The sequence below is a fragment of the Rothia nasimurium genome (assembly GCF_035916755.1).
Taxonomy (GTDB): domain Bacteria; phylum Actinomycetota; class Actinomycetes; order Actinomycetales; family Micrococcaceae; genus Rothia.
The window spans coordinates 41982-64741 of sequence record NZ_JAYWIX010000006.1 but is presented as its reverse complement, the minus strand read 5'-3'; the positions used below and the strand labels follow the sequence as shown (position 1 = coordinate 64741).

The window sequence follows — 22760 nt, the reverse complement described above, 5'->3', positions numbered from 1 at the left end:
TGGGAATATGAGTCACATTCGTTGTATAGGGAGATAGCTTGCCTAGCCCTTGAGGTCCGGGAAGTCCGTGTCGGCGAACTCGTGGCCGTAGCCCTCGGTGGTGGTGCGGGCGGCCAGAGCTGCTGCGGTCTTCTCACCGTGGCGGCCGTGGAACTCGTTCTCACGGGCACGCAGTTCCACACGGCGAATCTTGCCCGAAATGGTCTTGGGCAGCTCGTAGAACTCGATGCGTCGCACCCGCTTGTAGGCAGCCAGGTGGTCGCGGGCGTACTTGAGAATATCCTTAGCAGTCTCAGCCGTTGGCTCGTGCCCAGCGGCCAGCACAATGTAGGCCTTGGGTACCGCCAGGCGGATCTCGTCGGGCGACGGAACCACCGCAGCCTCAGCCACAGCCGGGTGCTCAATGACCACGGACTCCAGTTCAAAGGGGGAGAGCTTGTAGTCGGAGGCCTTGAAGACGTCGTCGGCGCGGCCCACATAGGTGAGCACCCCGTTCTCGTCCCGCTCGGCAATATCGCCGGTGTGGTAGAAGCCCCCGCGCATGGTGTCCTCGGTCTTTTCGGGGTCGCCCTTGTACTGGGTCATCAGGCCCAGGGGGCGGGCATCGCTCAGGCGGATACAAATCTCACCTTCGGTCTCAGAAATCTCATCGGTAGCCGGGTCAATCAGCACAATGTCGTAGCCGGGCAGGGGCTTGCCCATAGCGCCAATCTTGATGGGCTGGCCGGGCGTATTGGCAATCTGCACGGTGGACTCGGTCTGCCCAAAGCCGTCTCGAATATCCACACCCCAGGCGGTTTTCACCTTGGAAATTACCTCGGGGTTCAGCGGTTCACCTGCGGCAACGACCTTGGTGGGCGGGGTTGCCAGCTGGCCCAGGTCGGCCTGAATGAGCATGCGCCAGACGGTGGGCGGGGCGCAGAAGCTGGTGACCCCGAACTTCTCCATGTTCTGCATGAGGGCAGCAGCGTCGAAGCGGGAGTAGTTGTAGATAAAGACGGTTGCCTCGGCAATCCAGGGGGTAAAAATGTTGGACCAGGCGTGCTTGGCCCAGCCTGGTGAGGCCACATTCAGGTGCACGTCGCCGGGGCCCATACCAATCCAGTACATGGTCGAAAGGTGGCCCACCGGGTAGGAGGTGTGGGTGTGCTCCACCATCTTGGCCCGCGAGGTGGTGCCCGAGGTGAAGTACCAGAGCAGGGGCTCGTCGCCCCGGGTGGGGGCGTCCGGGGTGAAATCGGTGGGAGCGGACGCCGCATCCAGGTAGTTCAGGTGGGGGTGCTTGGTCAGGGCCCCCTCGGTCTTACCGTCTGTTTCGATCACGGTGAAGTTGCCCTCAACCCGTTCGAATTTGGGCACGTTCTTGCTGTTGGTAATGACCCATTCGACCGTGCCACGGCTGATGCGTTCGTCGAGGTCAACCGGCTCAAGCATCTCGGTGGAAGGCATAAGAATAATGCCCAGCTTGATGCCGGCGAGCACGAGCTCCCAGAGCTCTACCTGGTTGCCCAGCATGAGAATCACACGGTCGCCGCGCTTCACGCCTACCGACCGTAGCCAGTTAGCTACCTGTGCTGACCGCTGAGACATTTCTGCGTAGCTCACGCTCACGCTGGAACCGTCTTGCTCCGCGATAATCAGGGCGGGGGCGTCCTTGCGTTCCTCGCTGGCAGCTACCTGATCAAACCAGTCGAGGGCGAAGTTGAAATACTCAAACCGGGGCCAAGTGAACTGTTTGCGCGCAGCGGCGTAGTCTTCACGCAGGGCAACAAGCTGATCGCGAATGGTGCGGAACTCTTCGGTAACGCTCATGAGTAACCTCTTTCGGCAATAAGCCACGCAAGAATAGTGGCATGGGTCACGACAGGGTGCTGTGAGTCACTATAAGGGAGGGGTGGCACCCCTGCCAAGACCCTGTGGAAAAATCAACGAAGGCGAGCCTGTCTGTGCGTAACGAACCAATTAATTCCCCCAAAAGCTACCCGACGGCCCCCAGGGTGGAGTACATTCAGAGCTAAATATGGCTTGACTCACACAAAAAGTGCGGGTGAACCCCGCCCGTGAGTTGCATACGACGACGTTGCACAGGAGAGCTACCCTATGAGCACCCACATCCGCGGAATGGTCAAAAACCCACCCGAAAAGCCCCTGCCCTTCCCCGACATCGACCCCTTCGGCGTTCTCAATCTGCTACCCGACCACGAAAAAGAGTGGTTCTTGCGCATCCGCACCTACCTGCAAGAAGAAGTACGCCCCCAAATCGTTGACTACTGGAACACCGAAGAATTCCCCCTGCACCTGCTCGAAGGCATGGCTGAAGTGGGTCTGGCCCGCCTTGAAACCAGCGGCACCTCCTGGCTCTTCCGCGGCCTGGTCTACGCAGAAGTGACCCGGGTAGACGTCTCGCTCTCAGCCCTGGTCGGTATTCACAACGAGCTGGTGCTCGGCATGATCAACATTCTCGGCTCCAACGAGCAGAAAGCCGAGATGCTCTCGAAACTCGAAAGCTTTGAACTCACCGGCGCCTTTGCCCTGACCGAGCCCGACCACGGCTCCGATATCGCCGGCGGCCTCGAAACCAGCGCCACCTTTGACGGCGAACACTGGGTGATCAACGGCGAAAAACGCTGGATCGGCATGGGCACCATCGCCGACTTCGCCCTGGTCTGGGCCCGCGACACCGCCGACCAGCAGATCAAGGCCTTCATCGTACCCACCGACGCCCCTGGCTACGAAGCTGAGAAGATTCGCAACAAGATAGGCCTGCGCGTCATGCAGAACGCCCACATCACCCTCACCGACGTGAAGGTGCCCGCTAGCGCCCACCTGCCCGGGGCCGTCAACTTCGACGCCGCCAATGAGATGCTACGTAACTCTCGCGCCTGGGTGGGCTGGCAGGGCTACGGTATTCAGCTGGGTATCTTCGATATCGCCCGCGACTACGCCATCACCCGCCAGCAGTTCGGCAAGCCCCTGGCTAAGTTCCAGCTCATCCAAAAGAACATCGCAGAAATTATGAGCAACACCCAGGCAGCCCTGGGGCTCATGATGAACTGCGCCCGCATGCAAGAAAACGGAACCCTCGACATGGTTCACGCCGCCATGGCCAAGGCCACCACCACCAAGCTGGCCCGGCAGAGCGCCTGGCTGGGCCGGGAAATCCAGGGCGGCAACGGCATGACCACCGACTACGAGATGGCCAAATTCTTTGGGGATGCCGAAATCCTCTACACCTACGAGGGCACCTACGAAATCAACTCCCTCATCGTGGGCCGGGCCCTGACCGGCTACTCAGCCTTCGTCTAAACCCCTCACCTCCCACCTGAAAGAGAGCACCATGAATCTCACCAACACCACCGCCCTGGTTACGGGCGCAGCCTCGGGTATCGGAGCAGCAACCGCCCGCGCCCTGGTTGCCCGCGGCGTGCACGTCTACGGCCTCGACCTTCCCGCCGGTATCGAGAAGGCCGGGGAAGTTGAGGGCGTCACCTTCCTGCCCGGCGACGTCACTGACTACGCAGCCGTTGAAGCTGCCTTCGAGCGGGTGGGGCAGGACGAGCGCCTCCTACGCACCGTGGTCAACTGCGCTGGTATCGCCCCGGGGGCCCGCGTCCTCTCCAAAAGGGGGCCGCACGACCCTGCCCTCTTCGCTAAAACCGTCAGCATCAACCTCAACGGCACTTTTAACGTGCTCACTGCCGGGGCTGCCCTGATGGCGAGCCAGGAACCGGTGGAAGGCACAGCCGGGCGGGGCGTCATTATCAACACCGCCTCTATCGCCGCCTATGAGGGTCAGATTGGTCAGATAGCCTACGCGGCATCAAAGGGCGGGGTTGTAGCCCTGACCCTACCCGCGGCCCGAGATCTGGCCAGCTCGGGAATTCGCGTGAATACTATCGCCCCGGGCATCGTGGACACCCCGCTCATGGCTGGCATTACCGAAGAGTTCCGCGAAGAACTCGCTCAAAATGTGCCCTTCCCGCAGCGCCTCGCGGCCCCCGCTGAATACGCCGACCTGGCTGTTTTTATCGCCGAACACGACTACATCAACGGCGAAACAATCCGCATGGACGGCGCCCTGCGCATGGCCCCCCGCTAGGCCGCACTCGGAATCGACGAGACAGAAAAGCCCACCTTGTAAGGGAGAAGAAGATGACAACCACACCAACTATCGCTTTTATCGGCCTGGGGCACATGGGCGGCTACATGGCAGCCAACCTGGTTGCCGCAGGCTACACCGTGCACGGCTTTGACCTGGTGCCCGCTGCGCTCGATGCCGCCCGCGACCGCGGAATCCAGGTGGCCGCCAGCGGCGAAGACGCTGTAGCCCAGGCCGATATCGTCATCACCATGCTGCCTGCTGGCCAGCACGTTCTGGGAGCCTACGGCGGGCGCGAGGGCCAGGGTGGCCTGCTGGCTGCGGCCAAGCCCAACACCCTCTTCGTAGACTGCTCCACCATCGAGGTAGAGCACGCCCGCCAGGCAGCCGATCTAGCTGTGCAGGCCGGCATGCGGGCCGTCGACGCTCCGGTCTCCGGCGGTATGGTGGGAGCCGAACAGGGTACCCTCACCTTCATGGTGGGCGGCGCCGAGGCGGACGTAGAGCAGGTGCGCCCCCTGCTTGAGGTGATGGGCAAGAAGGTGGTGCACTGCGGTACCAATAGCACCGGTCAGGCCGCCAAAATCTGCAACAACATGCTGCTGGGCATCACTATGGTGGGCGCCTCCGAGGCCTTCGTGCTGGGCGAGCGTCTCGGGCTTGACGCCCAGGTACTCTACGACGTCATTTCCACCTCCTCCGGCTACTGCTGGGCGGTCAACGTCAACTGCCCGGTGCCCGGCCCCGTGCCCGGGTCGCCCGCCAACCGCGACTACGAACCGGGCTTCGCTACCGCCCTCATGAGCAAGGACATGGGCCTGGCGGTTGCTGCCCTCGACACCGCAGGGGTCAACGGTGAACTCGGCAAGCACGCCGCAGATATCTATACTCACCTGGTAGAAGAAGGGCACGGTACTAAGGACTTCTCAGACGTCATTAACGCCATTCGCGAGGCCGATGGATCACCCGTATCCGGTATCTAACCCGCTTACAGCAAGGAGAAAAACCCGTGACTACCTACGAGAACATTCTGGTTGAAACCCGTGGCCGGGTAGGGCTGATTACCCTCAACCGCCCCAAGGCCCTCAACGCCCTCAACGATGCCACCATGCGCGAGGTTGTTGCCGCCGCAACCGACTTCGACCGCTCACCCGAGGTGGGGGCCATCGTCCTGACCGGTAGCGAAAAAGCGTTTGCCGCCGGTGCCGATATCAAGGAGATGTCATCCCAGACCTATGCCAGCATGTACGCGGCCGACTGGTTTGCTCACTGGGATAACCTCACCCGCCTGCGCACCCCCATCGTGGCTGCCGTCAATGGCTACGCCCTGGGCGGCGGGTGTGAACTGGCCATGATGGCCGACATGCTGGTCGCCGGGCCCTCCACCAAGTTCGGCCAGCCCGAAATCAACCTGGGAGTCATCCCCGGCATGGGCGGCTCCCAGCGCCTTACCCGCGCTGTGGGCAAGGCTAAGGCCATGGACCTCTGCCTAACCGGGCGCTTTATGGGGGCGGACGAAGCCGAGCGGGCAGGGCTGGTATCCCGCCTGGTGGAGCAGGACGCGGACGTCCTCCCCACCGCCCTTGAGATGGCAGAAACCATCGCTTCTAAGTCAAAGTTCGTGGCCCAGGTCTGCAAGGAGGCCGTCAATGCCGCCTTCGAGACCACCCTGGCCCAGGGCGTTGCTTTTGAGCGCCGCACCTTCCACGCCCTTTTTGCAACCGAGGATCAGAAGGAGGGCATGGCTGCCTTCGTTGAGAAACGGGAGGCTGATTTTAAGCACCGCTAAAGTGTTGCGCGTCTCATCAAAATGTGACACAGTTGGGTTGAGTGAATAACTGACCAAATGGTCACTAAATACTTTGGAGGCACAGTGAGCGCAACCCACCCCATGCTTGAACGCGATCACGCCAGCGACTGGATGGGCATTCGCGTGCTCACCGCCCAGCTGGGCCACGCCATCATCGAAATGGACATCAAGCATGAGATGGTCAACGGCTTCGGCATCATCCACGGTGGTATGACCTTCGCCTTTGCAGACACCGCCTTCGCCCTCGCCTGCAACCACAGTGACCCCGAGCTCTACGCCCAGAGCATCACTGTGGGGGCAGGCGTTGACGTTAACTACATCGCCTCAGCCTACGAAGGGCAAACCCTACGAGCAGAAGCGAACCTCACAGCACAGTACGGGCGCAACAGCATCGTTGATGTGACCGTCACCTGCGGAGACAAGCTCATCGCCGAGTTCCGCGGTCGTGGCCGCTCCATCAAGCCCCCAACAGCCACGGAAGGACACCAGGCATGAGCACCTACAAGGCCCCCTCTTGCAGCGTAGAAAACCCCTACACCCCGGCCCCCCGAGCCGCAGACCCCGGCGCCCCGGACCCCGAGGAGCTGATGAGCCGCGACCAGATTGAGGCCCTCCAGTTCGAGCGCCTGCGCTGGACTCTGCACTACGCCTACGAAAACGTACCCGCCTACAAGGAACTCTACGACGAGCACGGCGTACACCCCGGTGACTTCAAAGAGCTTGACGACCTCAAGCTCTTCCCCTACACCGACAAAGAATTCCTGCGGAAGGCCTACCCCTTCAAGGCCTTTGCCGTACCCATGAGCGATGTGCGCCGCATCCACGCGTCCTCGGGTACCACCGGCCAGCCCACCGTCGTGGGCTACACCGAAAACGACATCGCCACCTGGAGCGCCCTGGTAGCCCGCTGCTTCCGCTTCTCAGGCATCAAGCCCGGTTATAAGGTACACAACGCCTACGGCTACGGCCTCTTCACCGGCGGCCTGGGTGCCCACTACGGTGCTGAACGTCTGGGTGCGGCCGTCATTCCTATGTCTGGCGGCCAGACCGAAAAGCAGGTTCAGCTCATTCGCGACTTTGAGCCCGACGCGATTCTCTCCACCCCCACCTACCTGCTGACCATCGCCGACGCCTTCCGCAAGCTGGGCATAGACCCCAAGGAAACCTCTCTCAAGACCGCTGTTCTGGGTGCTGAGCCTTGGACCGAGGAAATGCGCCGCGAAATCGAGGTCACCTTCGGCACCCTTAAGGCCTGCGATATCTATGGCCTGTCTGAGGTCATGGGCCCCGGTGTGGCTGGTGAGTCCTTTGAATCGCAGGATGGCTCCCACATCTGGGAAGACCACTTCCGCCCCGAAATTATCGACCCCTTCGACGACACCGTGCTCGATCTGGGCCGCCCCGGCGAACTGGTCTTTACCTCCCTGACCAAGGAAGCCCTGCCCATTATCCGCTACCGCACCCACGACCTCACCCGCCTGCTGCCCGGCACTGCCCGCCCCGGCCACCGCCGTCTGGGTCGTATCACCGGCCGAAGCGACGACATGATTATCCTGCGCGGCGTCAACCTCTTCCCCTCCCAGGTTGAAGAGCTGGCCCTGCAGCAGCCCGAGCTGTCGCCCCACTTTGCCTTGGAACTGACCCGCCCCGGCCGCATGGACGAAATGACCGTGCGCATCGAACGCCGCGAAGAGTTCACCCTGGAAGCCGCCGAAGAGGCCGGTAAGCGTCTGCTGCACGATATCAAGACCAAAATCGGCTCCACCTGCCGTATCGAGGTGCTGGACCCGGACGTCCTGCCCCGCTCCGTCGGCAAGATTCGCCGTATCTACGACTACCGCAACAAGCCCAAAGGCAACGAATAAACCTACTCGCCTGCAGGCAGGTTTGTTAGCATGTAGGGAGCTCCTGTGCGGGGGCTCCCTACCCGTGTGTGAGAGGAAGATGCTGTGAGCACTCAGTCCCAGCCCGCCAAGCGCGGCCGCCCCGGCTATGACCGCCAAGAGGTACTGCGCCTGGCCGTAGAGGTCTTCAACGAGCACGGCTACGACGCCACCAGCATGGATATGCTCGCTAAGCGCCTGGGGCTGACCAAGAGCGCTATCTACCACCACGTGACCAGCAAAGAAGAGATTTTACGCATCGCCCTCGACCGTGCCCTCGATGCCCTTGACGAGGTATTTGAGGCTGGCGAGAGTTTAGAGGCGGACGCCCGCGAGCGGCTTGAATTTGTGGTGCGCCAGACTGTGTTTGTGCTGGCTGAGCACCTGCCCTATGTGACCCTGCTACTGCGTTTGCGCGGTAATTCCCCGGCCCAGCAGGCTGCTCTCGATAAGCGCCGGGCCCTGACCGGCCGCCTGGCGGCCCTGGTGGATGCTGCCCAGCAGGCTGGGCAGGTGCGGCAGAGCGCGGACGCCCGCACCCTGGCCCGCCTGATTTTCGGCATGATTAACTCCCTGGCGGTCTGGTACGACCCGGCCCGCGGCGGCGATGTTGAGGCCCTGGCCGACACCGTGGTGGATATGGCCTTTAGGGGGATTGCGGCAGGCCCCCGCCCCTAGAGCTGGTGCAGGGTATCGTAGACCTATGACTGAAACCCACTCCGCACCTACCTTTCCTGGCCTAAGCCCGGCGGGGGCGCGCGTCCGCTCCACCAATCGCGGGGCAGAAATGTCCAGCCCGACCGGTAAGGGTACTACCGGCATCAATAAGCAGCCGGTAGATTCGCTGGAGGTTTTTGCCCCGGCGCCCGGCTACGGCAACGGCTCCGGCGTGAGCGGAGATTTTGTGGGGGATGCCAAGCACCACGGCGGTGCTGACAAGGCGGTTTATGCCTTTTCTTGGGAAGAATTGGATTACTGGGCCGAGCGCTTAGGTGCTCCCTTGGGTAACGGGCAGTTCGGTGAGAACCTAACCACCGAGGGTATTACCTGGAGCCGGGTTCTCATCAACCAGCGCCTAGCGGTAGGCACGGCTGTGCTTGAGGTGTCGGTACCGCGCCAGCCCTGCCGCACCTTTGCCGACTGGCTGGGTCAAAAAGGCTGGGTAAAAACCTTTACTGAGCGTCAGGACGCCGGCGCCTACTTGCGCGTTATCCAGCCAGGCACCATCACCGCCGGGGATACTATTACTTTTCTGCCTGCCCCCGACCACGGGGTGACTATGGGGCAGGCCTTTGCAGCTGCTATGGGTGACCGTGCTGCCATGCAGGCCGTGGTGGAAGCAAGTTGCTACCCGCCCTTCTACCACGACCGGCTACTGGCTAAACTGGGGCGTTAGCTGGCGTCAGCCTCAGTCATAGGCCAGGTCTTGGCCACCAGGGTCAGCACATCGTAGGTGGCGACGATTTCGTCCCTCTGGTTGTGTAGCACCGCGTCCCAGGTGACCTCGCCGTACTCGTCGGTCACGCGCGGGGTAATCTTCTTGGCGGTAAGAGTCACGCGAATCGAATCATCGTAGGTGACCGGGGTGATAAAGCGCAGGTTCTCCAGGCCGTAGTTAGCCAGCACCGGGCCCGGAGCCGGGTCAACGAAGAGCCCGGCGGCCCACGAGACCAGCAGGTAGCCGTGGGCCACGCGGCGGGGGAAGAAGGGGTTAGCTGCCGCAGCCTCCTCGTCGGTGTGGGCGTAGAACTGATCCCCGGTCTCGTTGGCGAAATCGGTGATGTCTTGTAGCTTGACCTCACGCAGGTCAGAAGCGAACTGGTCGCCGATAGCCAGCTCGTCCAGAGACTTGCGGAAGGGATGCACACCCTCGCCCGACTCTACCTGGGCGCGGGTGACGGTTGCGGCGTCCGCCCCGGGGTGCCACACCCCGGTCAGGGCAGTGAGCTTATTGGGAGAGCCCTGAATGGCGGTGCGCTGCATGTAGTGCTTCACGGCGCGCACACCACCGAGTTCCTCACCGCCACCAGCACGGCCGGGGCCACCATGCACCAGGTGGGGCACGGGGGAGCCGTGGCCGGTTGAGGTCTTGGCGTCCTCGCGGTCCAGCACCAGGACGCGGCCGTGGTGGGCGGCAATGCCCAGGGCCAGCTGGGAGGCGGTGCCATTATCGTGGGTGCAGACCGTAGCCACCAGGGAGCCCTTGCCCAAGGCGGCCAGCTCAACAGCCTCGGCTAGGTCGGTGTACTCCAGAATGGAGGTTACCGGGCCGAAAGCCTCAACGGAATGAACCTCGGGGGTGCGGGCGTCCTCAAAGGTCAGCACCGTGACCGGGTAGAAGGAGGGGCCCTCGGGGGCTTCGCCGCGGAAGGCAATCGTACCGCCAGCCTCCACCAGGCGGGTCACAGCCTTTTCAACCTCGGCTTTCTGCTCGGGGGAGGCCAGCGAACCCATGGTCACGCCCTCCTCGCGCGGGTCGCCGACCACCACGCGTCCGGAAATCTTGCCCGCCAGGGCCTCAACGACCTCAGCGGAGCGCCCGGCGGGCACCAGGACGCGGCGGATAGCGGTGCACTTCTGGCCTGCCTTAGCGGTCATTTCCACCATGACCGACTTGATAAAGGCCTCAAACTCGGGGGTATCAGCGGTGGCGTCCGGGCCCAGAATAGCGGCGTTCAGGGAGTCGGTTTCGGCGGTAAAGTGCAGGCCCTTGGTCTGCACGCTGGGGTGTTGACGCAGGGTGTGGGCGGTGGCGGCAGAACCGGTAAAGGCGACGTGGTCACGGTAGTCCAGGTAGTCCAGCAGATCGCGGGCTGAACCAGAAATCAGCTGTAGGGAGCCCTCGGGCAGCAGACCCGAATCCAGCATGAGGCGCACGGTTGCCTCGGTGACATAGCCGGTGGGGGTGGCGGGTTTGACGATGGTGGGCATGCCGGCGATAAAGGCCGGGGCGAACTTCTCAAGCATGCCCCAGATGGGGAAGTTGAAGGCGTTAATCTCAACGGCCACCCCGGGCAGGCTGGTGTAGATGTGCTCACCGATGAAGGAGCCGTCGCGGGAGAGCTGCTCGACGTTGCCGTCGATCATGACGCGGGAGTTGGGTAGTTCGCGGCGGCCCTTGGAAGAGAAGGTGAAGAGGGTGCCGATGCCGCCGTCCACGTCGATGTAGTGGTCACGCTGGGTGGCGCCGGTGGCGAAGGAAAGCTCGTAGAGCTCGGTCTTGTGCTCGGTGAGGTACTGGGCCAGCTGCTTGATGATGAGGGCACGGTCGTGGAAGGTGAGCTTGCCCAGATTGGCCTGGCCGGTGGTACGGGCATAGTCAATGGACCCTGCGGTGTCGAGTCCCTCGGTGGATACCCGGTAGATGGGCTTGCCGGTGATGGCGTTGAGGACGTCCTGGGAAGAGGTGGGGTTTTCCGGGGTCCACCAGGAGCCCTTGATGAAGCTGGGGACCAGTGTGGGGGTGCTCGTCATTGAGAAATCCTTACTGTTGGGAAGCCCGGAAATAAATGACCGAGCGTTCAGTTATTGGTATAAACTATAGTTCACATCACAGGTGAAGAAAAGCCTTGCACCTCTTGAGGAACAGGGCGGAAAGGACGCTCATGGGCGAGCAAGTAGCCACCGGCCAGGAGGCTGATGGGCAGGTCGAACTCTGGAAAATCACCCTGGGTGAGCTAGACGAAAAGATGGGCGTGCAGGTGCTCGAAGAGTCCGCCGAGCGGGTCGTGGCCACCATGCCGGTGGAGGGCAACCGCCAGTCCCTGGGCCTGCTGCACGGGGGTGCCATGCTGGCCCTGGGGGAGGCTGTAGGCTCCTGGGCCGCGGTCATTCATGCCTCGTCCATGGGTAGGGTTGCGGTGGGTGTGGACGTGAACGCCACCCACCATAAGTCATCGAAGACCGGCACGGTGCGGGCCACGGCATCTGCTATTCACCTGGGTAGATCGCTGACCACCCACGAGGTGCTGATTACCCACGAGGAAACCGGGGCCCGGCTCTGCACCCTGCGGATTACCAATTTTATTAAATAGAAGATTATTTTAAAAAATATATTTTACCAAATTTCAAACAAGGCTTATTTTGAGTATTCTAATTATCTATTGAAATTCTATTTTTAGGCACGCGTTTTATATTCAAAAATCCTCCTCTCAAATTGGGTCGAGGGCTTGGTAAAAAACGTTCATCTATAACAATAGACTTATAACCCCAGCCTGAATCAGGATCATACCAGGCCACCCAAGTTGTGAATTCAGCGCCGGGCTCCTTTTGAGCACTCCCAGCTTGAAACCAGATACGGTCAATCCCTTTAGGTATATCCACAGGCAACAAAGGCTCATCTTGAAAATCAGGCTCCCAGCGACAAAGGCGATTAAACCAATCCCGATATTTCATGCCACGACCATAAAGATAAAGGTGCCTTCTATCAGCTTTCGCCATACGAAGTTTTTCAACATTTTTCACAACCCACCCCTCAGACAACATTTCATTAATATTCTCATGAAGCATACCCCAGTCACTCCCAAGAAATCCAGATTCGATATGATTTTTCCCATCTCGCGCAGCAATAAACATGTTTCTCATCAACTCGGTTTCATCGGGAGAAGTCACTTCTAATATATTTAAAAAATCATTAGCAGGGTCTCGCCATTCTCCATCCGGCCTACTATTTCCCCCACCAGAATCTGCCAGATATATATCAACATCAAGAATATTTTCAATTGCAAGAAAGGCTATTTCTTCTTCGCGACGCGTCTGCGTTCCAGTTTTATTACTCATGGAAAAATTCTACTCAAGAGGGCAAATTTCGACAAGAGTATTCCCAATGAGTCAGATTACCTTTAAAAGAAGCTGGACCCGGTATCCAATGTAAATATTGGGTGGGTCCGCATTTCTATTATCCTCTATCTCTGTAGATATAGAGGGTTATTCAAAAGGTGAGGTTTATTCATAAGGGGTCGGCGAAGCATGCTCACAGCGAACCAGGCGAGAGGGTCAGGCTTACGCCTATTCCGCCCGCAGATTTACTTCCTCGCTCGCTCGGAATCTGCTGGGCTCCATCCAGCGTGAGCATGCAAGACCCTTATGAATAAGCCTCATAGCAAGGTCTAGCTGTAGTCGTAGAAGCCCCTAAGCTCTTCACGAGCGTGCATAAAACGAGGCTCCATGATACTTACACTATGGGCATCAAGGCCATTCTTTCTAGCCTCAGGAATAGCCCCTTCAAGGACCGGCCCTACCGCCTGTAGCCAGCGCTTTGCTTTAGCTTCAGTCAGCCCACAAAGACTAAGTATCTCCCGATCAAGAACTTCATCAAGGGTGTAGTCCTCTGAGCCGTACAGTGATAGCTGATGGAAAACGTCATCAGGTGTCGGGTTGACATCAAAACTGGGAGCTAACTCCCAAGAGCCAGAGCTATACAAGAAACCGTGGTTTCGCAGGTGATCGTCAGTATTGCCCACCAGATAGCCAAAAGCCAGACGGCGCCACAGCTCCTGAGTGTTGGCGCCATTTTCGCGTGCGAACTCAAGCAAATCTACCCAGTCGCCCCCGTCACCATCCTGAGCTTCAAGTGCAGTCATAGCAGAAATATAAGGAATACGTGCTCCTTGCAAGGTGCGGTCGAACCGTCTTTGGAGGTAAACCCGTCGAGAGCTCCCCGCCTCATCAGTGATGGTAAGAGTCCGCCCCTGTGGCACGGCAATGCCAACCTTCTCTTGCAGGGACCGTGCGGTGAACTCCCAGCCCATAATGTCCCACTCATCCCCAATGGGCTTAGGAAACTTAGCCAACCACAACTGGTCATTAATCTTTATATTTGCCTTAGGCCGAGCACCCCCCAGGGAGCCGGTCGCCCTAAAGAGTCGACGGGTCTGCACATCCGGAATATCAGGGAAATTCTGTTCTACCGCGTCTGCTATTGATAGGAGCTGGGGTAGATCCACTTCGGCAGGGACCCCTGCCCCATCTGCTGTCTGAACCACGCCCTCACGCCAAAACCTTGTAGCCCCCTGCCGCCCTGCGTCATTGACCCCGAGGAGATAGTCATATTCTCCCAGGCTGGTCTTACCGGCGGCTCTTTGCAGAAGCTTGCGCCCCCAGCGGTCAGGTGCACTATCGGATAAAGGGCCTAATCCCTGGAAGGCCTGAGGGCCCGATACAAGAGGCAGTGAGGGTGCTAAAGCAAAGGCGCGCGGCTGTGAAAGGTAATCTGTGGTGTAAGAAAAAACCCCTGTGCGGTAGTCGGGATAGAGGTGCCCTGCGGTTACCTCTTGACTGCCGATGAAAGTTGTTACGGTAATTTTAGGGTTCATTGCGCCGCCTCACCACCTTGGGCAGTTTCTCGTTGGCGCGGAGCTTGCCTACATCGGTCTGGTAGGGGTCAGTTGCGGTGACAACACTGTCTAGCATTCCTAGGACCTTCAAAACCGTCAGCAAAATATCAGAGCGCACCGGCTGACCCGACTCAATTTTTCGCAGGGTCACCACCGTGGTTCCAGCACGTTCCGCTACCATCTGGGCGGTAAGGCCCAAAAGTTTGCGCTGGGTTCTTAGCTGCTCGCCCATAGTGCGTTGGGCCCGGCGGACGGGTAGGGGAATATATCCCACTGAGACCTCCCTTAAACAGAAGCTTTTCTTTTAGTATAAGTCTTATAGTGAAAGAAAAGCTTCTGTTTATTGTATGGTCAGGCGGGCCTAGCTGTAGTCGTAGAAACCCTTGCCGCTCTTGCGGCCCAGCTCCCCGCGGGCTACCATGTCGCGCATGAGCTGGGGTGGGCTGAACCGCTCCCCCAGCTGGGACTCCAGGTACTCGGCGATGCCCAGGCGGACGTCCAGCCCCACCACATCGGTCAAAGCCAGCGGGCCAATGGGGAACTTGTAGCCCAGCACCATGGCGTTATCGATATCCTCAGGGCTGGCCACCCCCTCCTCGACCATACGGATAGCCTCAAGAGCGATCGCCACACCCAGGCGCGAGGACGCAAACCCAGGAGCGTCATTGACCACCACCGGGGTCTTGCCCAGGCCCTCAACCCAGAGGCGGGCAGCCTCCTTCAGTTCGGTAGAAGAATGCTTGGACTGCACCACCTCCACCAGCTTGGACGCCGGCACCGGGTTAAAGAAATGCAGGCCAATAAAGTTACCGGGGCGCTGCAAAGACTCCGCCAACCCGTCAATCGACAGGGAGGACGTATTCGACGCCAACCAGGCCCCCTCTCCCAGCTGCTCCTCCACAGCCCGCAGGGCACTAACTTTCAAATCCCAGTTCTCGGGCACGGCCTCAACCACCAGCTGGCGGTCCGCAAAATCACCGTAATCCACCGACACCGCAAACCGCCCGGTCAGCTCATCAAAATTACCGTCAAAAGCCCCGCGCTCCAGCGACTTAGCCAGGTCGCGCTCCACGCGCTCGCGGGCAGCTTCGGCTGCCTGGGCATCCCGCTCAACCACCACAACCTGGGCCCCGGCCAGCAGGAAGGCATGGGCAATACCCGCGCCCATGCGTCCGCCACCCAGCACGCCCACACGGGCGGGAACCTTCAACTCGTGAACTTCAGTCATCACTCACCTCTACTTCTTTTTGCGGTCAAGAAAAGCTTGCATGCGGTCAAACTTGGCCTGGGACTCAAACAAAATCGCCTGGGCCAGCTCGTCAATGTGGGGGTGGGCCTCGCGCGGGGCCGCAAAGACCCGCTTGGTCACGCGCACCGCCAGGGGGTCCTGGGCCCCGATGCGGTCTGCCAGGGCATGGGCGGCAGGCAACAGCTCGGACGGCTCATGCAGCTCGGTCACCAGGTGCAGCTCAAGTGCTTCGTCGGCAGACAGAATACGGCCGGCCATCAGAATTTCCAGGGCCACCGGCTCACCCACCAGCTCCTTAAGGCGCCAGAGGGCTCCGGCCGCGGCGATAATACCCAGGTTGGTTTCGGGCTGGCCCATCTTGATATAGGGGGTGCCCAGGCGGAAATCAGCCGCGTAGGCCAGCTCCGCACCGCCGCCCAGAGCGTAGCCGTCAATAGCAGCAATCGCCGGCATGGGGAGCTTATGAATACGGTCGAAAATTTGCGAATTAACCCCGCGCAGGGCGTCCTCCCGGCGGCGCTCGCGCAGCTGGGCGATGTCGGCGCCCGAAGCGAAAATTCCGCGCCCGTCCACCTCGCAGCCGGTCAGGATTAGGATCTTAGGAGTGACCTCCAGGTAGGTGCAGACCTCGTGCAGCTCGGCGACCATGGTGGCGTCAATGGCGTTGCGCACCTCGGGGCGGTTCATGCGGACGACCAGGCGGTCCTCGCCCTCTTCAACAGCTAGGGCGGTGAAGTGCTCAAACATTAGACGGCCTCCACCAGCAGGGCAGCGCCCTGGCCCACGCCAATGCACATGGTGGCTAGACCCTTGGTGGCTCCCTCGCGCTCCATGCGGCCCAGCAGGGTAATGACAATGCGGGAGCCGGACGAGCCCAGCGGGTGGCCCAGAGCAATCGCCCCGCCGTCGCGGTTGACGATATCCTCGTTCAGGCCCAGGCGGCGCATGGACGCCAGGGACTGGGAGGCAAAAGCCTCGTTGAGTTCCACAGCCCCCAGGTCTGCCACCGTCCACCCGGCCCTGGCCAGGGCTTTTTCGGTGGCGGGTACGGGGCCCAGACCCATAATTTCGGGGGCTAGACCGGCGGACGTGCCGGTGACGACGCGGGCGCGCGGGGTTAGCCCGTACTTCTTCACAGCTTCTTCGGAGGCCACAATAATGGCTGATGCTCCGTCGTTGAGGGAGGATGAATTACCTGCCGTCACCACAGAACCACCGGCAACAACCGGGCGCAGCTTGGCCAGCACCTCGACGGTGGTGCCGGGGCGGGGGCCCTCGTCCGTATCAACCGCAGTTTCCCGGCCCTTGCGGTCCCGTACCACCACGGGAACGATTTCGTCTTTAAAGTGCCCAGCCTCAATGGCCGCGATGGCCCGCTCGTGGGAGCGGACAGCAAAGGCGTCACAGTCTTCACGGGAAATAGAATCGACGCGGGCTACCTCTTCTGCAGTTTCTGGCATGGAGTAGGTGAACTTGTCGCGCTCAGCAAAGACGGGGTTGACGAAGCGCCAGCCGATAGAGGTATCAAAGCTCTGGCCGGGCTTAGCAAAAGCGGTGGTGGGCTTTTCCATGACCCAGGGGGCACGGGACATAGACTCCACGCCACCGGCAATCACGATATCGGCCTCGCCTGCCTTAATCATCTGCGTAGCCAGGGTAATAGCGCTGAGCCCTGAGGCGCACAGGCGGTTGACGGTGATGCCGGGGACGGTGTCGGGGTAGTCGTTGAGCAGCCAGGCTAGGCGGGCCACGTTGCGGTTCTCTTCACCGGCGCCATTGGCGTTGCCCAAGATGACCTCGTCGACAGCCGCCGGGTCAAGCCCGGCCTTCTCGACGACGTCCTTAATCACCAGAGCCGCGAGATCATCGGGGCGGACGGACGACAGCGCCCCGCCGTAGCGCCCCACGGGGGTGCGGGAGCCGCCTACGAGATAAGCCTGGGGTGTCTGCGACATTCAAACTCCTTTGTCAGAAAGCCAAGAAATAACTGACCAATCGTTCACTAAATCTTTTCACTTTAAGTGATGTAGGTCAAGGGCAAGAGAAAGACCCCCGCCACCGGTGGGTGGCGGGGGCTGAGGGCTTATGCCTCTTCGGGGTGAAGGTCAATCTCCTGGTTGCTCTTGGGTACCATGCTGACCGCAATCACCGACACCACAGCCAGGGCCGCGATGTAGACGCCAATCACCCAGGACTGGCCGGTCTGCTTCAGAATCATCTCAGCAATCATGGGGGCAAAAGCGCCACCCAGAATCGCGCCGATGGCGTAGCCAATCGAGATGCCCGAGAACCGCACGGAGGCCGGGAACATTTCGGCGTACATGGCTGACTGGGGGCCGTAGGAGGGGCCCAGGCCAATGGTGAGGACGAAAATAGCCAGGGTGAAGAGGGCTGCGTTGCCGCTGTCGATCAGGAACCACATGGGTACGGCCCAGAGAATCATAAAGCCGTAGCCCAGCTGGAAGGTGCGCACGCGGCCAATCTTGTCGCTCATCCAGCCGCCGATCATAGTGAAGGTGAGCCATCCCAGACCGCCAATAAGTGAGGCGGTCATAGCATCGCCGCGGGTCATCCCCAGGGCCTTCACGCCGTAAGAAATGAAGAAGGCGATAACCAGGTAGCCTGCTGCGTTGTTGGCGATGAAGATCAGAGCTGCCAGCACAACTTCTTTGGTGTTGCCCTTAAAGAGCTGCTTGAGCGGAGCTGATTCGCGCTTCTTGAGGTTCTGCATCTCCTTGAAGACGGGGGATTCTTCAACGGAGTGGCGGATGTAGAAGCCCACCAGAATCAGGATGATGGACGACCAGAAGGGGATGCGCCAGCCAAAGCTGAGAAACTGCTCTTCGGTCAAAATGGAGTTGAGGAAGAGGTTGACCAGGGTTGCCAGAATCATGCCCAGGGGTACGCCAATCTGGGGGAAGGCTCCGAAGAAGCCACGCTTGTTGCGGGGTGCGTGCTCCACCGACATAAGGGCGGCACCGCCCCATTCGCCGCCGGCTGAGAAGCCCTGGAGGATGCGCAGAATCACGATAATGATGGGCGCTGCGATACCGATTTGGGCGTAGGTGGGCACAAAACCGATACCGACGGTGGCGATGCCCATCAGAATAAGGGTGAGCACCAGGGTGATGCGACGGCCGAACTTGTCGCCGATGTGGCCAGCGACGATAGCGCCGAGCGGGCGGAAGATAAAGCTAATACCCAGGGATGCCCATGAAACGATCTGGGCGATGGTCTTGTCTTCGCCTTCGGGGGTGAAGTACTGGGTGGCAAGAATCAGGCCTGCGGCCTGGGCGTAGATGAAGAAGTCGTACCATTCGATGGTGGTGCCGATGAGGGTGCCTGCTAGCACCTTCTTTTCTTCGCGGCTGACCCGGTGGCGGGTGGTGGTTGCCATGTGTGAAGACATCGGTGTCTCCTTGTGTGCGGGGGTGGATGATATGTACCCTGTGAGGTGGGGGTCACATTTGTTTGAAATCATATACGAAAACCCGGGCTTGGCAACAGGTTTGCGCGAGAAATTTTTTAACGCTCGGTCAGTAATTTTTACCCGACCCCGCCCGCAAGGAGGTTAAGGACGCCTGCCCCGCCCGGGTGCGTCCGGACGGGGCAGGGGAAGGGTGGGGTTTATTCGCAGATAACCTGCGGCAGGCCCATATGCTTGAGGCCCTCGACACCAAACTCCACGCCGTAGCCTGAATCCTTGGTGCCGCCGAAGGGGATGCGGGGGTCAATCGCGCCGTGCTTGTTGATCCAGACGGTACCGGCCTCAATCTTGGCGGCAACCTCGCGGGCTCGCTCAATATTCGATGACCAGACAGAGGCGCCCAGGCCTACATTCAGCTTGTTGGCCTCTTCGAGGGCTTCCTCCAGGGTGGAGTAGCGGATAATCGGCAGAGCCGGGCCAAACTGCTCCTCGGTCACCAGGGGGTTGTCCTTGTCGATATCGGCAATCAGGGTGGTGGGGTAGAAGAAGCCCTTGGCCCCTTCATCAGGGTTGCCACCCAGCAGGACGCGCGCACCGGCGTCCTTAGCTTTCTGGACTAGATTGGCAACAATGTCGTACTGGGCCTTGTTCTGCAGGGGACCCAGAACGTTCTGCTCATCAAGACCTACACCCATGGGCATATTCTGGGCAACGGCAACCAGCTCGTCGCAGACCTGGTCGTAGAGGGAGTCGGGCACATAGAGGCGCTTGAGGGCCGCGCAGGTCTGGCCGGTGTTGATAAAGGCACCCCAGAAAAGCCCCTCGGCAATGGCCTTGGGGTCGGCGTCATCCAGTACGATACCGGCGTCATTGCCGCCCAGCTCCAGGGTGAGGCGCTTGAGGGTATCGGCCGTTGAAGCGGCAATCTTCTTGCCGGTAGTGGTGGACCCGGTAAAGGTAATTTTATCGATGCCCGGGTGGGTGGTCATGGCGGCGCCCACCTCGGGAGTCGCCGGGATAATCTGCACAACCCCCTCGGGGAGCACGGTGTTGATTACCTCAACCAGGGCCAGCACGCTCAGGGTGGTGTACTCGGACGGCTTGAGCACAATGGTGTTACCCATGCGCAGGGCCGGGGCAATCTGCCAAATGGTAATCATGAGCGGCCAGTTCCAGGGGCCAATGCCGCCCACTACGCCAATGGGGCGGTAGTTGAGCACGGCGCGGGTCTCGCCGTCATCTACCAGGGTCTCTTCCTCCATGCCGAAGGACGCGGTGGCGCGAGTCCAGGCTACGCAACCGCCCAGCTCAAACCGGGCATTGGGGCCGTTGAGGGGCTTGCCCTGCTCGCGTGACAGCAGTTCGGCCAGGGGCTCGGAGGCCTGCTCAATGGCGTCCGCCATCTTCATGAGGTAGTCGCTGCGCTCGGCGTGAGAGAGGGCCGCCCAGGCCGGCTGGGCCTCCCGTGCCTTGGCAACAAGCTGGTCAAGGATGTCGGTGCCCTGCTCGGGTGCCAGGCCGATAAGTTCTTCGGTGGCCGGGTCAAAAACCTCGCGGGTGCCCCCCGCGGTCACGCGGCTTACCAGTTCTGAGTAGGATGTGGGTAGTGACAGCATTGTCATCTCCTTGCTGTTAAAAACGGTTACATCTATGATGTGAGTCACGGTTTTATGCGCGTTAGGCGAGCCGTGCACAGTATTTGGCGCAGTGTGCGCCCGGTCACTTATGTGACCGCAGGACAGCAGGAGGACGCCCACGTGAGCCAAGAAGAAAACCGCGCAGCCTACCGCTTCAGGCAGCACCAAGAACTCGGCTTCACCGACTGGTGTGCCGGTGCGCGCGAAAGCTTCGGCGACCTGCGCATCACCTGCGACGACCCCGAAAACTTCAGCGCCAGCGTCCGCACCGCTTCCCTGGGGGATGTAGAACTCTTCGACATGACCACCCCCGCCCACAGCGTCGCTCGCACCCCCGACGCGCACGACGCCGAACACAACGGCTACTGCAAACTCAGCCTGCAGCTCGACGGCGAAGCCGTGCTTACTCAGGACGGGCGCACCTGCCACCTGCGCCCCGGCGACCTGGCCCTCTATGTGACTAAGCGCCCCTATCAGCTCGAATACCCCGGCCAGCAGCGCAGCCTCATTGTGCTCTTCCCGCAAAACTTCGTGCACCTGGGGGCCGACTACGTAGGGGTCATTACGGCCACCCCCGTCTCTGACCAGCAAGGGCTCGGGAAGTTCGCCGTGCCCCTCTTTGAGCAGCTCGCAGCCAACCTTGACGAACTCAGCGGCCCCCACGCCCTGGCCCTCGTACGCTCGGCCCTCGAAATGCTGATTACCGTCATGGCGGCAGAATCAAACGAAGCCGGGCGCTCGCCGGGCAATATGCTCTTTCACCAGGCTGTCGCCTATATTGAAGAGCATCTGGGTGACCCCGACTTGGGCCCCGGTAAAATTGCTGACGCTCTTTACATCTCTCTGAGGCAGTTGCACGGCAGGTTTGCGGCCAATCAGCAGACCGTCTCTACCTACATCCGCACCCGCCGCCTGGAGTGCATTCGAGAGGATCTAGCTAACCCTCTTTACCGTGGGGATTCGGTGCAGACCATCAGTGCTCGCTATGCCCTGTTTGACCCCTCGCATGTGAGTAAGGCTTTTAAGGCTGAATACGGTGAATCGCCCTCGGCCTACCGGGCGAGAATGTTGGCTAGCTAGCCTGTCGAAAAGTGCAACTGCCGTATGAAAAGTGACGGGTATTTGCACTTTTCCGATGGCGTCTCCCTATCGCTCGAAATGCTTTCCTGGTAAAGTAATGCCTGTAAGGAAAATCAACCTGAAAGGCATGCAACCATGGCACCTAAAATAGGCTTCCTCTCCTTCGGCCACTACGGCGACTACCCCGGCTCCAAAACCCGCACGGGCGCCGACATGCTCCACCAGGCCATCGACCTGGCCGTCGGCGCTGAAGACATCGGGCTGGACGGGGCCTTCTACCGCGTCCACCACTTCGCCCAGCAACAGATGTCCCCCTTCCCCCTGCTGGCTGCCGCAGGGGCCCGCACCTCCACCATTGAGCTGGGCACCGGCGTCATCGACATGCGCTACGAAAACCCGCTCTACATGGCAGAACAGGCCGCCATGGTTGACCTGATTGCCGGTAACGAGCGCCTACAGCTGGGTATCTCCCGCGGGTCACCCGAAACCGTCTACAAGGGCTTTGCCCACTTTGGCTACCTGCCCGCTGAGGATGAGGATGAGTCTGACATGGCCCGCCGCCACACCGCCCTCTTCCGCGAGGCTATCGCCGGTAAGGGCATCGCCCAGAACGTTTCTGACCCCACCCAGCTCGATCCGATTACGCCCCAGTCACCCGGCCTTCCCGGTCGTATCTGGTGGGGCGCTGGCACCCGCGACACCGCCCGCTGGACCGGCGAGCAGGGCATGAACCTGATGTCCTCCACCCTGCTGCTGGAAGACACCGGCGTACCCTTTGACCAGCTGCAGTCCGAGCAGCTGCGTATCTTCAAGCAGGCATGGGCGGACGCCGGGCACGAGGGCACCCCGCGCACCTCGGTATCGCGTTCGATTATTCCGATTATTGACGAGCAGAGTAACTACTACTTCGGCCTGCGCGCCCAGGCTGAGGGCCAGGATCAGGTCGGTATTCTGGACGGCGCCGTCTCCCGCTTCGGCAAGAGCTACATTGGTGAGCCCGACAAAATCGCCGAAGAGCTGGCTCGGGACGAGGCCGTGGCTGAGGCAGACACCCTGCTAGTGACCATTCCCAACATGCTGGGAGTGGACTTCAACCTGCGTCAGCTGGAGGCCATCGTCCGCGATATTAAGCCCGCCCTCTAACCCCTTCCCGCCCTTCGCAAGGGGACCTCATTTCCAAAAAAAGACCGCATATTATGCGGTCCTTTTTAAGTTTTGCGGTCCCTTTGAGAGTGAGGAG

At 60.5% G+C, this 22760-nt stretch carries 21 protein-coding genes; 11 read left to right on the top strand and 10 right to left on the bottom strand.

Features of this window, described 5'->3' with window-relative positions:
- Positions 1-42: 42 nt before the first annotated feature.
- On the bottom strand, positions 43-1812 hold the full coding sequence (locus VSX42_RS07640; protein WP_326503724.1) for an AMP-binding protein: 1770 nt from the start codon (positions 1810-1812) through the stop codon (positions 43-45).
- A gap of 288 nt (positions 1813-2100) precedes the next feature.
- Between VSX42_RS07640 and VSX42_RS07635 the strand changes: the two genes are divergently transcribed.
- From VSX42_RS07635 to VSX42_RS07600, 8 genes are all read left to right on the top strand, one after another.
- Positions 2101-3306, top strand: a complete 1206-nt coding sequence (locus tag VSX42_RS07635) for an acyl-CoA dehydrogenase family protein (protein ID WP_326503723.1) — start codon at positions 2101-2103, stop codon at positions 3304-3306.
- Between the two features lie 31 nt (positions 3307-3337).
- On the top strand, positions 3338-4099 hold the full coding sequence (locus VSX42_RS07630; RefSeq protein ID WP_326503722.1) for an SDR family oxidoreductase: 762 nt from the start codon (positions 3338-3340) through the stop codon (positions 4097-4099).
- A gap of 53 nt (positions 4100-4152) precedes the next feature.
- Positions 4153-5082: a 3-hydroxyisobutyrate dehydrogenase gene (gene mmsB, locus VSX42_RS07625; RefSeq protein WP_326503721.1), complete on the top strand. Its 930-nt coding sequence runs from the start codon at positions 4153-4155 to the stop codon at positions 5080-5082.
- Positions 5083-5108: 26 nt separating this feature from the next.
- Complete coding sequence (locus tag VSX42_RS07620) at positions 5109-5888, top strand: enoyl-CoA hydratase (protein WP_237196140.1); 780 nt, start codon at positions 5109-5111, stop codon at positions 5886-5888.
- Between the two features lie 84 nt (positions 5889-5972).
- Complete coding sequence (locus VSX42_RS07615) at positions 5973-6404, top strand: PaaI family thioesterase (protein ID WP_326503720.1); 432 nt, start codon at positions 5973-5975, stop codon at positions 6402-6404.
- Positions 6401-7774 (top strand): phenylacetate--CoA ligase family protein, encoded by a 1374-nt coding sequence (locus VSX42_RS07610; protein WP_326503719.1) that lies wholly within the window; start codon positions 6401-6403, stop codon positions 7772-7774. The genes VSX42_RS07615 and VSX42_RS07610 overlap by 4 nt, the downstream gene beginning before the upstream one ends.
- Positions 7775-7858: 84 nt before the next feature.
- Positions 7859-8470, top strand: a complete 612-nt coding sequence (locus VSX42_RS07605; protein ID WP_326503718.1) for a TetR/AcrR family transcriptional regulator — start codon at positions 7859-7861, stop codon at positions 8468-8470.
- Between the two features lie 25 nt (positions 8471-8495).
- Positions 8496-9188 carry an MOSC domain-containing protein gene (locus VSX42_RS07600; protein WP_326503717.1) on the top strand — a complete coding sequence of 231 codons (693 nt, stop codon included), beginning with the start codon at positions 8496-8498 and terminating at the stop codon, positions 9186-9188.
- On the opposite strand, the gene paaZ is transcribed toward VSX42_RS07600, so the two are convergent.
- The gene (gene paaZ, locus VSX42_RS07595; RefSeq protein WP_326503716.1) at positions 9185-11266 is read right to left on the bottom strand and encodes a phenylacetic acid degradation bifunctional protein PaaZ; all 2082 of its coding nucleotides are present in this window, start codon (positions 11264-11266) and stop codon (positions 9185-9187) included. The genes VSX42_RS07600 and paaZ overlap by 4 nt on opposite strands.
- 131 nt (positions 11267-11397) lie before the next feature.
- On the opposite strand from paaZ, the gene VSX42_RS07590 reads away from it, so the two are divergent.
- Positions 11398-11826, top strand: a complete 429-nt coding sequence (locus tag VSX42_RS07590) for a PaaI family thioesterase (protein ID WP_326503715.1) — start codon at positions 11398-11400, stop codon at positions 11824-11826.
- A gap of 58 nt (positions 11827-11884) precedes the next feature.
- On the opposite strand, the gene VSX42_RS07585 is transcribed toward VSX42_RS07590, so the two are convergent.
- The 8 genes from VSX42_RS07585 to VSX42_RS07550 form a co-directional block, all read right to left on the bottom strand.
- A complete protein-coding gene (locus VSX42_RS07585; RefSeq protein ID WP_326503714.1) occupies positions 11885-12571 on the bottom strand; it encodes a hypothetical protein in 687 nt (228 codons plus the stop codon).
- A 329-nt stretch (positions 12572-12900) separates the two neighbouring features.
- Entirely contained in the window at positions 12901-14106 is a 1206-nt protein-coding gene (locus tag VSX42_RS07580) for a type II toxin-antitoxin system HipA family toxin (RefSeq protein WP_326503713.1), read from the bottom strand.
- A complete protein-coding gene (locus tag VSX42_RS07575; protein WP_326503712.1) occupies positions 14096-14401 on the bottom strand; it encodes a helix-turn-helix transcriptional regulator in 306 nt (101 codons plus the stop codon). The genes VSX42_RS07580 and VSX42_RS07575 overlap by 11 nt, the downstream gene beginning before the upstream one ends.
- An 87-nt stretch (positions 14402-14488) precedes the next feature.
- A complete protein-coding gene (locus VSX42_RS07570; RefSeq protein ID WP_326503711.1) occupies positions 14489-15355 on the bottom strand; it encodes a 3-hydroxyacyl-CoA dehydrogenase family protein in 867 nt (288 codons plus the stop codon).
- 9 nt (positions 15356-15364) lie between these two features.
- Positions 15365-16123, bottom strand: a complete 759-nt coding sequence (locus VSX42_RS07565; protein WP_326503710.1) for an enoyl-CoA hydratase/isomerase family protein — start codon at positions 16121-16123, stop codon at positions 15365-15367.
- Positions 16123-17331, bottom strand: a complete 1209-nt coding sequence (locus tag VSX42_RS07560) for an acetyl-CoA C-acyltransferase (protein ID WP_326503709.1) — start codon at positions 17329-17331, stop codon at positions 16123-16125. Before VSX42_RS07560 ends, VSX42_RS07565 begins: the two co-directional genes overlap by 1 nt.
- Before the next feature lie 128 nt (positions 17332-17459).
- Positions 17460-18785 (bottom strand): MFS transporter, encoded by a 1326-nt coding sequence (locus tag VSX42_RS07555; protein WP_326503708.1) that lies wholly within the window; start codon positions 18783-18785, stop codon positions 17460-17462.
- A gap of 218 nt (positions 18786-19003) precedes the next feature.
- Positions 19004-20419, bottom strand: a complete 1416-nt coding sequence (locus tag VSX42_RS07550; RefSeq protein ID WP_326503707.1) for an aldehyde dehydrogenase family protein — start codon at positions 20417-20419, stop codon at positions 19004-19006.
- A 141-nt stretch (positions 20420-20560) separates the two neighbouring features.
- Between VSX42_RS07550 and VSX42_RS07545 the strand changes: the two genes are divergently transcribed.
- Positions 20561-21520 carry a helix-turn-helix domain-containing protein gene (locus tag VSX42_RS07545; RefSeq protein ID WP_326503706.1) on the top strand — a complete coding sequence of 320 codons (960 nt, stop codon included), beginning with the start codon at positions 20561-20563 and terminating at the stop codon, positions 21518-21520.
- Between the two features lie 135 nt (positions 21521-21655).
- Positions 21656-22663 carry an LLM class flavin-dependent oxidoreductase gene (locus tag VSX42_RS07540; protein WP_326503705.1) on the top strand — a complete coding sequence of 336 codons (1008 nt, stop codon included), beginning with the start codon at positions 21656-21658 and terminating at the stop codon, positions 22661-22663.
- Positions 22664-22760 lie beyond the last annotated feature (97 nt).

What these genes read in the sequence shown, in the direction of transcription:
- VSX42_RS07640 (WP_326503724.1), bottom strand. Translation starts at nt 1,812, where the DNA reads ATGAGCGTTACCGAAGAGTTCCGCACCATTCGCGATCAGCTTGTTGCC.
- VSX42_RS07635 (WP_326503723.1), top strand. Translation starts at nt 2,101, where the DNA reads ATGAGCACCCACATCCGCGGAATGGTCAAAAACCCACCCGAAAAGCCC.
- VSX42_RS07630 (WP_326503722.1), top strand. Translation starts at nt 3,338, where the DNA reads ATGAATCTCACCAACACCACCGCCCTGGTTACGGGCGCAGCCTCGGGT.
- mmsB (WP_326503721.1), top strand. Translation starts at nt 4,153, where the DNA reads ATGACAACCACACCAACTATCGCTTTTATCGGCCTGGGGCACATGGGC.
- VSX42_RS07610 (WP_326503719.1), top strand. Translation starts at nt 6,401, where the DNA reads ATGAGCACCTACAAGGCCCCCTCTTGCAGCGTAGAAAACCCCTACACC.
- VSX42_RS07600 (WP_326503717.1), top strand. Translation starts at nt 8,496, where the DNA reads ATGACTGAAACCCACTCCGCACCTACCTTTCCTGGCCTAAGCCCGGCG.
- paaZ (WP_326503716.1), bottom strand. Translation starts at nt 11,266, where the DNA reads ATGACGAGCACCCCCACACTGGTCCCCAGCTTCATCAAGGGCTCCTGG.
- VSX42_RS07590 (WP_326503715.1), top strand. Translation starts at nt 11,398, where the DNA reads ATGGGCGAGCAAGTAGCCACCGGCCAGGAGGCTGATGGGCAGGTCGAA.
- VSX42_RS07585 (WP_326503714.1), bottom strand. Translation starts at nt 12,571, where the DNA reads ATGAGTAATAAAACTGGAACGCAGACGCGTCGCGAAGAAGAAATAGCC.
- VSX42_RS07580 (WP_326503713.1), bottom strand. Translation starts at nt 14,106, where the DNA reads ATGAACCCTAAAATTACCGTAACAACTTTCATCGGCAGTCAAGAGGTA.
- VSX42_RS07570 (WP_326503711.1), bottom strand. Translation starts at nt 15,355, where the DNA reads ATGACTGAAGTTCACGAGTTGAAGGTTCCCGCCCGTGTGGGCGTGCTG.
- VSX42_RS07565 (WP_326503710.1), bottom strand. Translation starts at nt 16,123, where the DNA reads ATGTTTGAGCACTTCACCGCCCTAGCTGTTGAAGAGGGCGAGGACCGC.
- VSX42_RS07560 (WP_326503709.1), bottom strand. Translation starts at nt 17,331, where the DNA reads ATGTCGCAGACACCCCAGGCTTATCTCGTAGGCGGCTCCCGCACCCCC.
- VSX42_RS07555 (WP_326503708.1), bottom strand. Translation starts at nt 18,785, where the DNA reads ATGTCTTCACACATGGCAACCACCACCCGCCACCGGGTCAGCCGCGAA.
- VSX42_RS07550 (WP_326503707.1), bottom strand. Translation starts at nt 20,419, where the DNA reads ATGCTGTCACTACCCACATCCTACTCAGAACTGGTAAGCCGCGTGACC.
- VSX42_RS07540 (WP_326503705.1), top strand. Translation starts at nt 21,656, where the DNA reads ATGGCACCTAAAATAGGCTTCCTCTCCTTCGGCCACTACGGCGACTAC.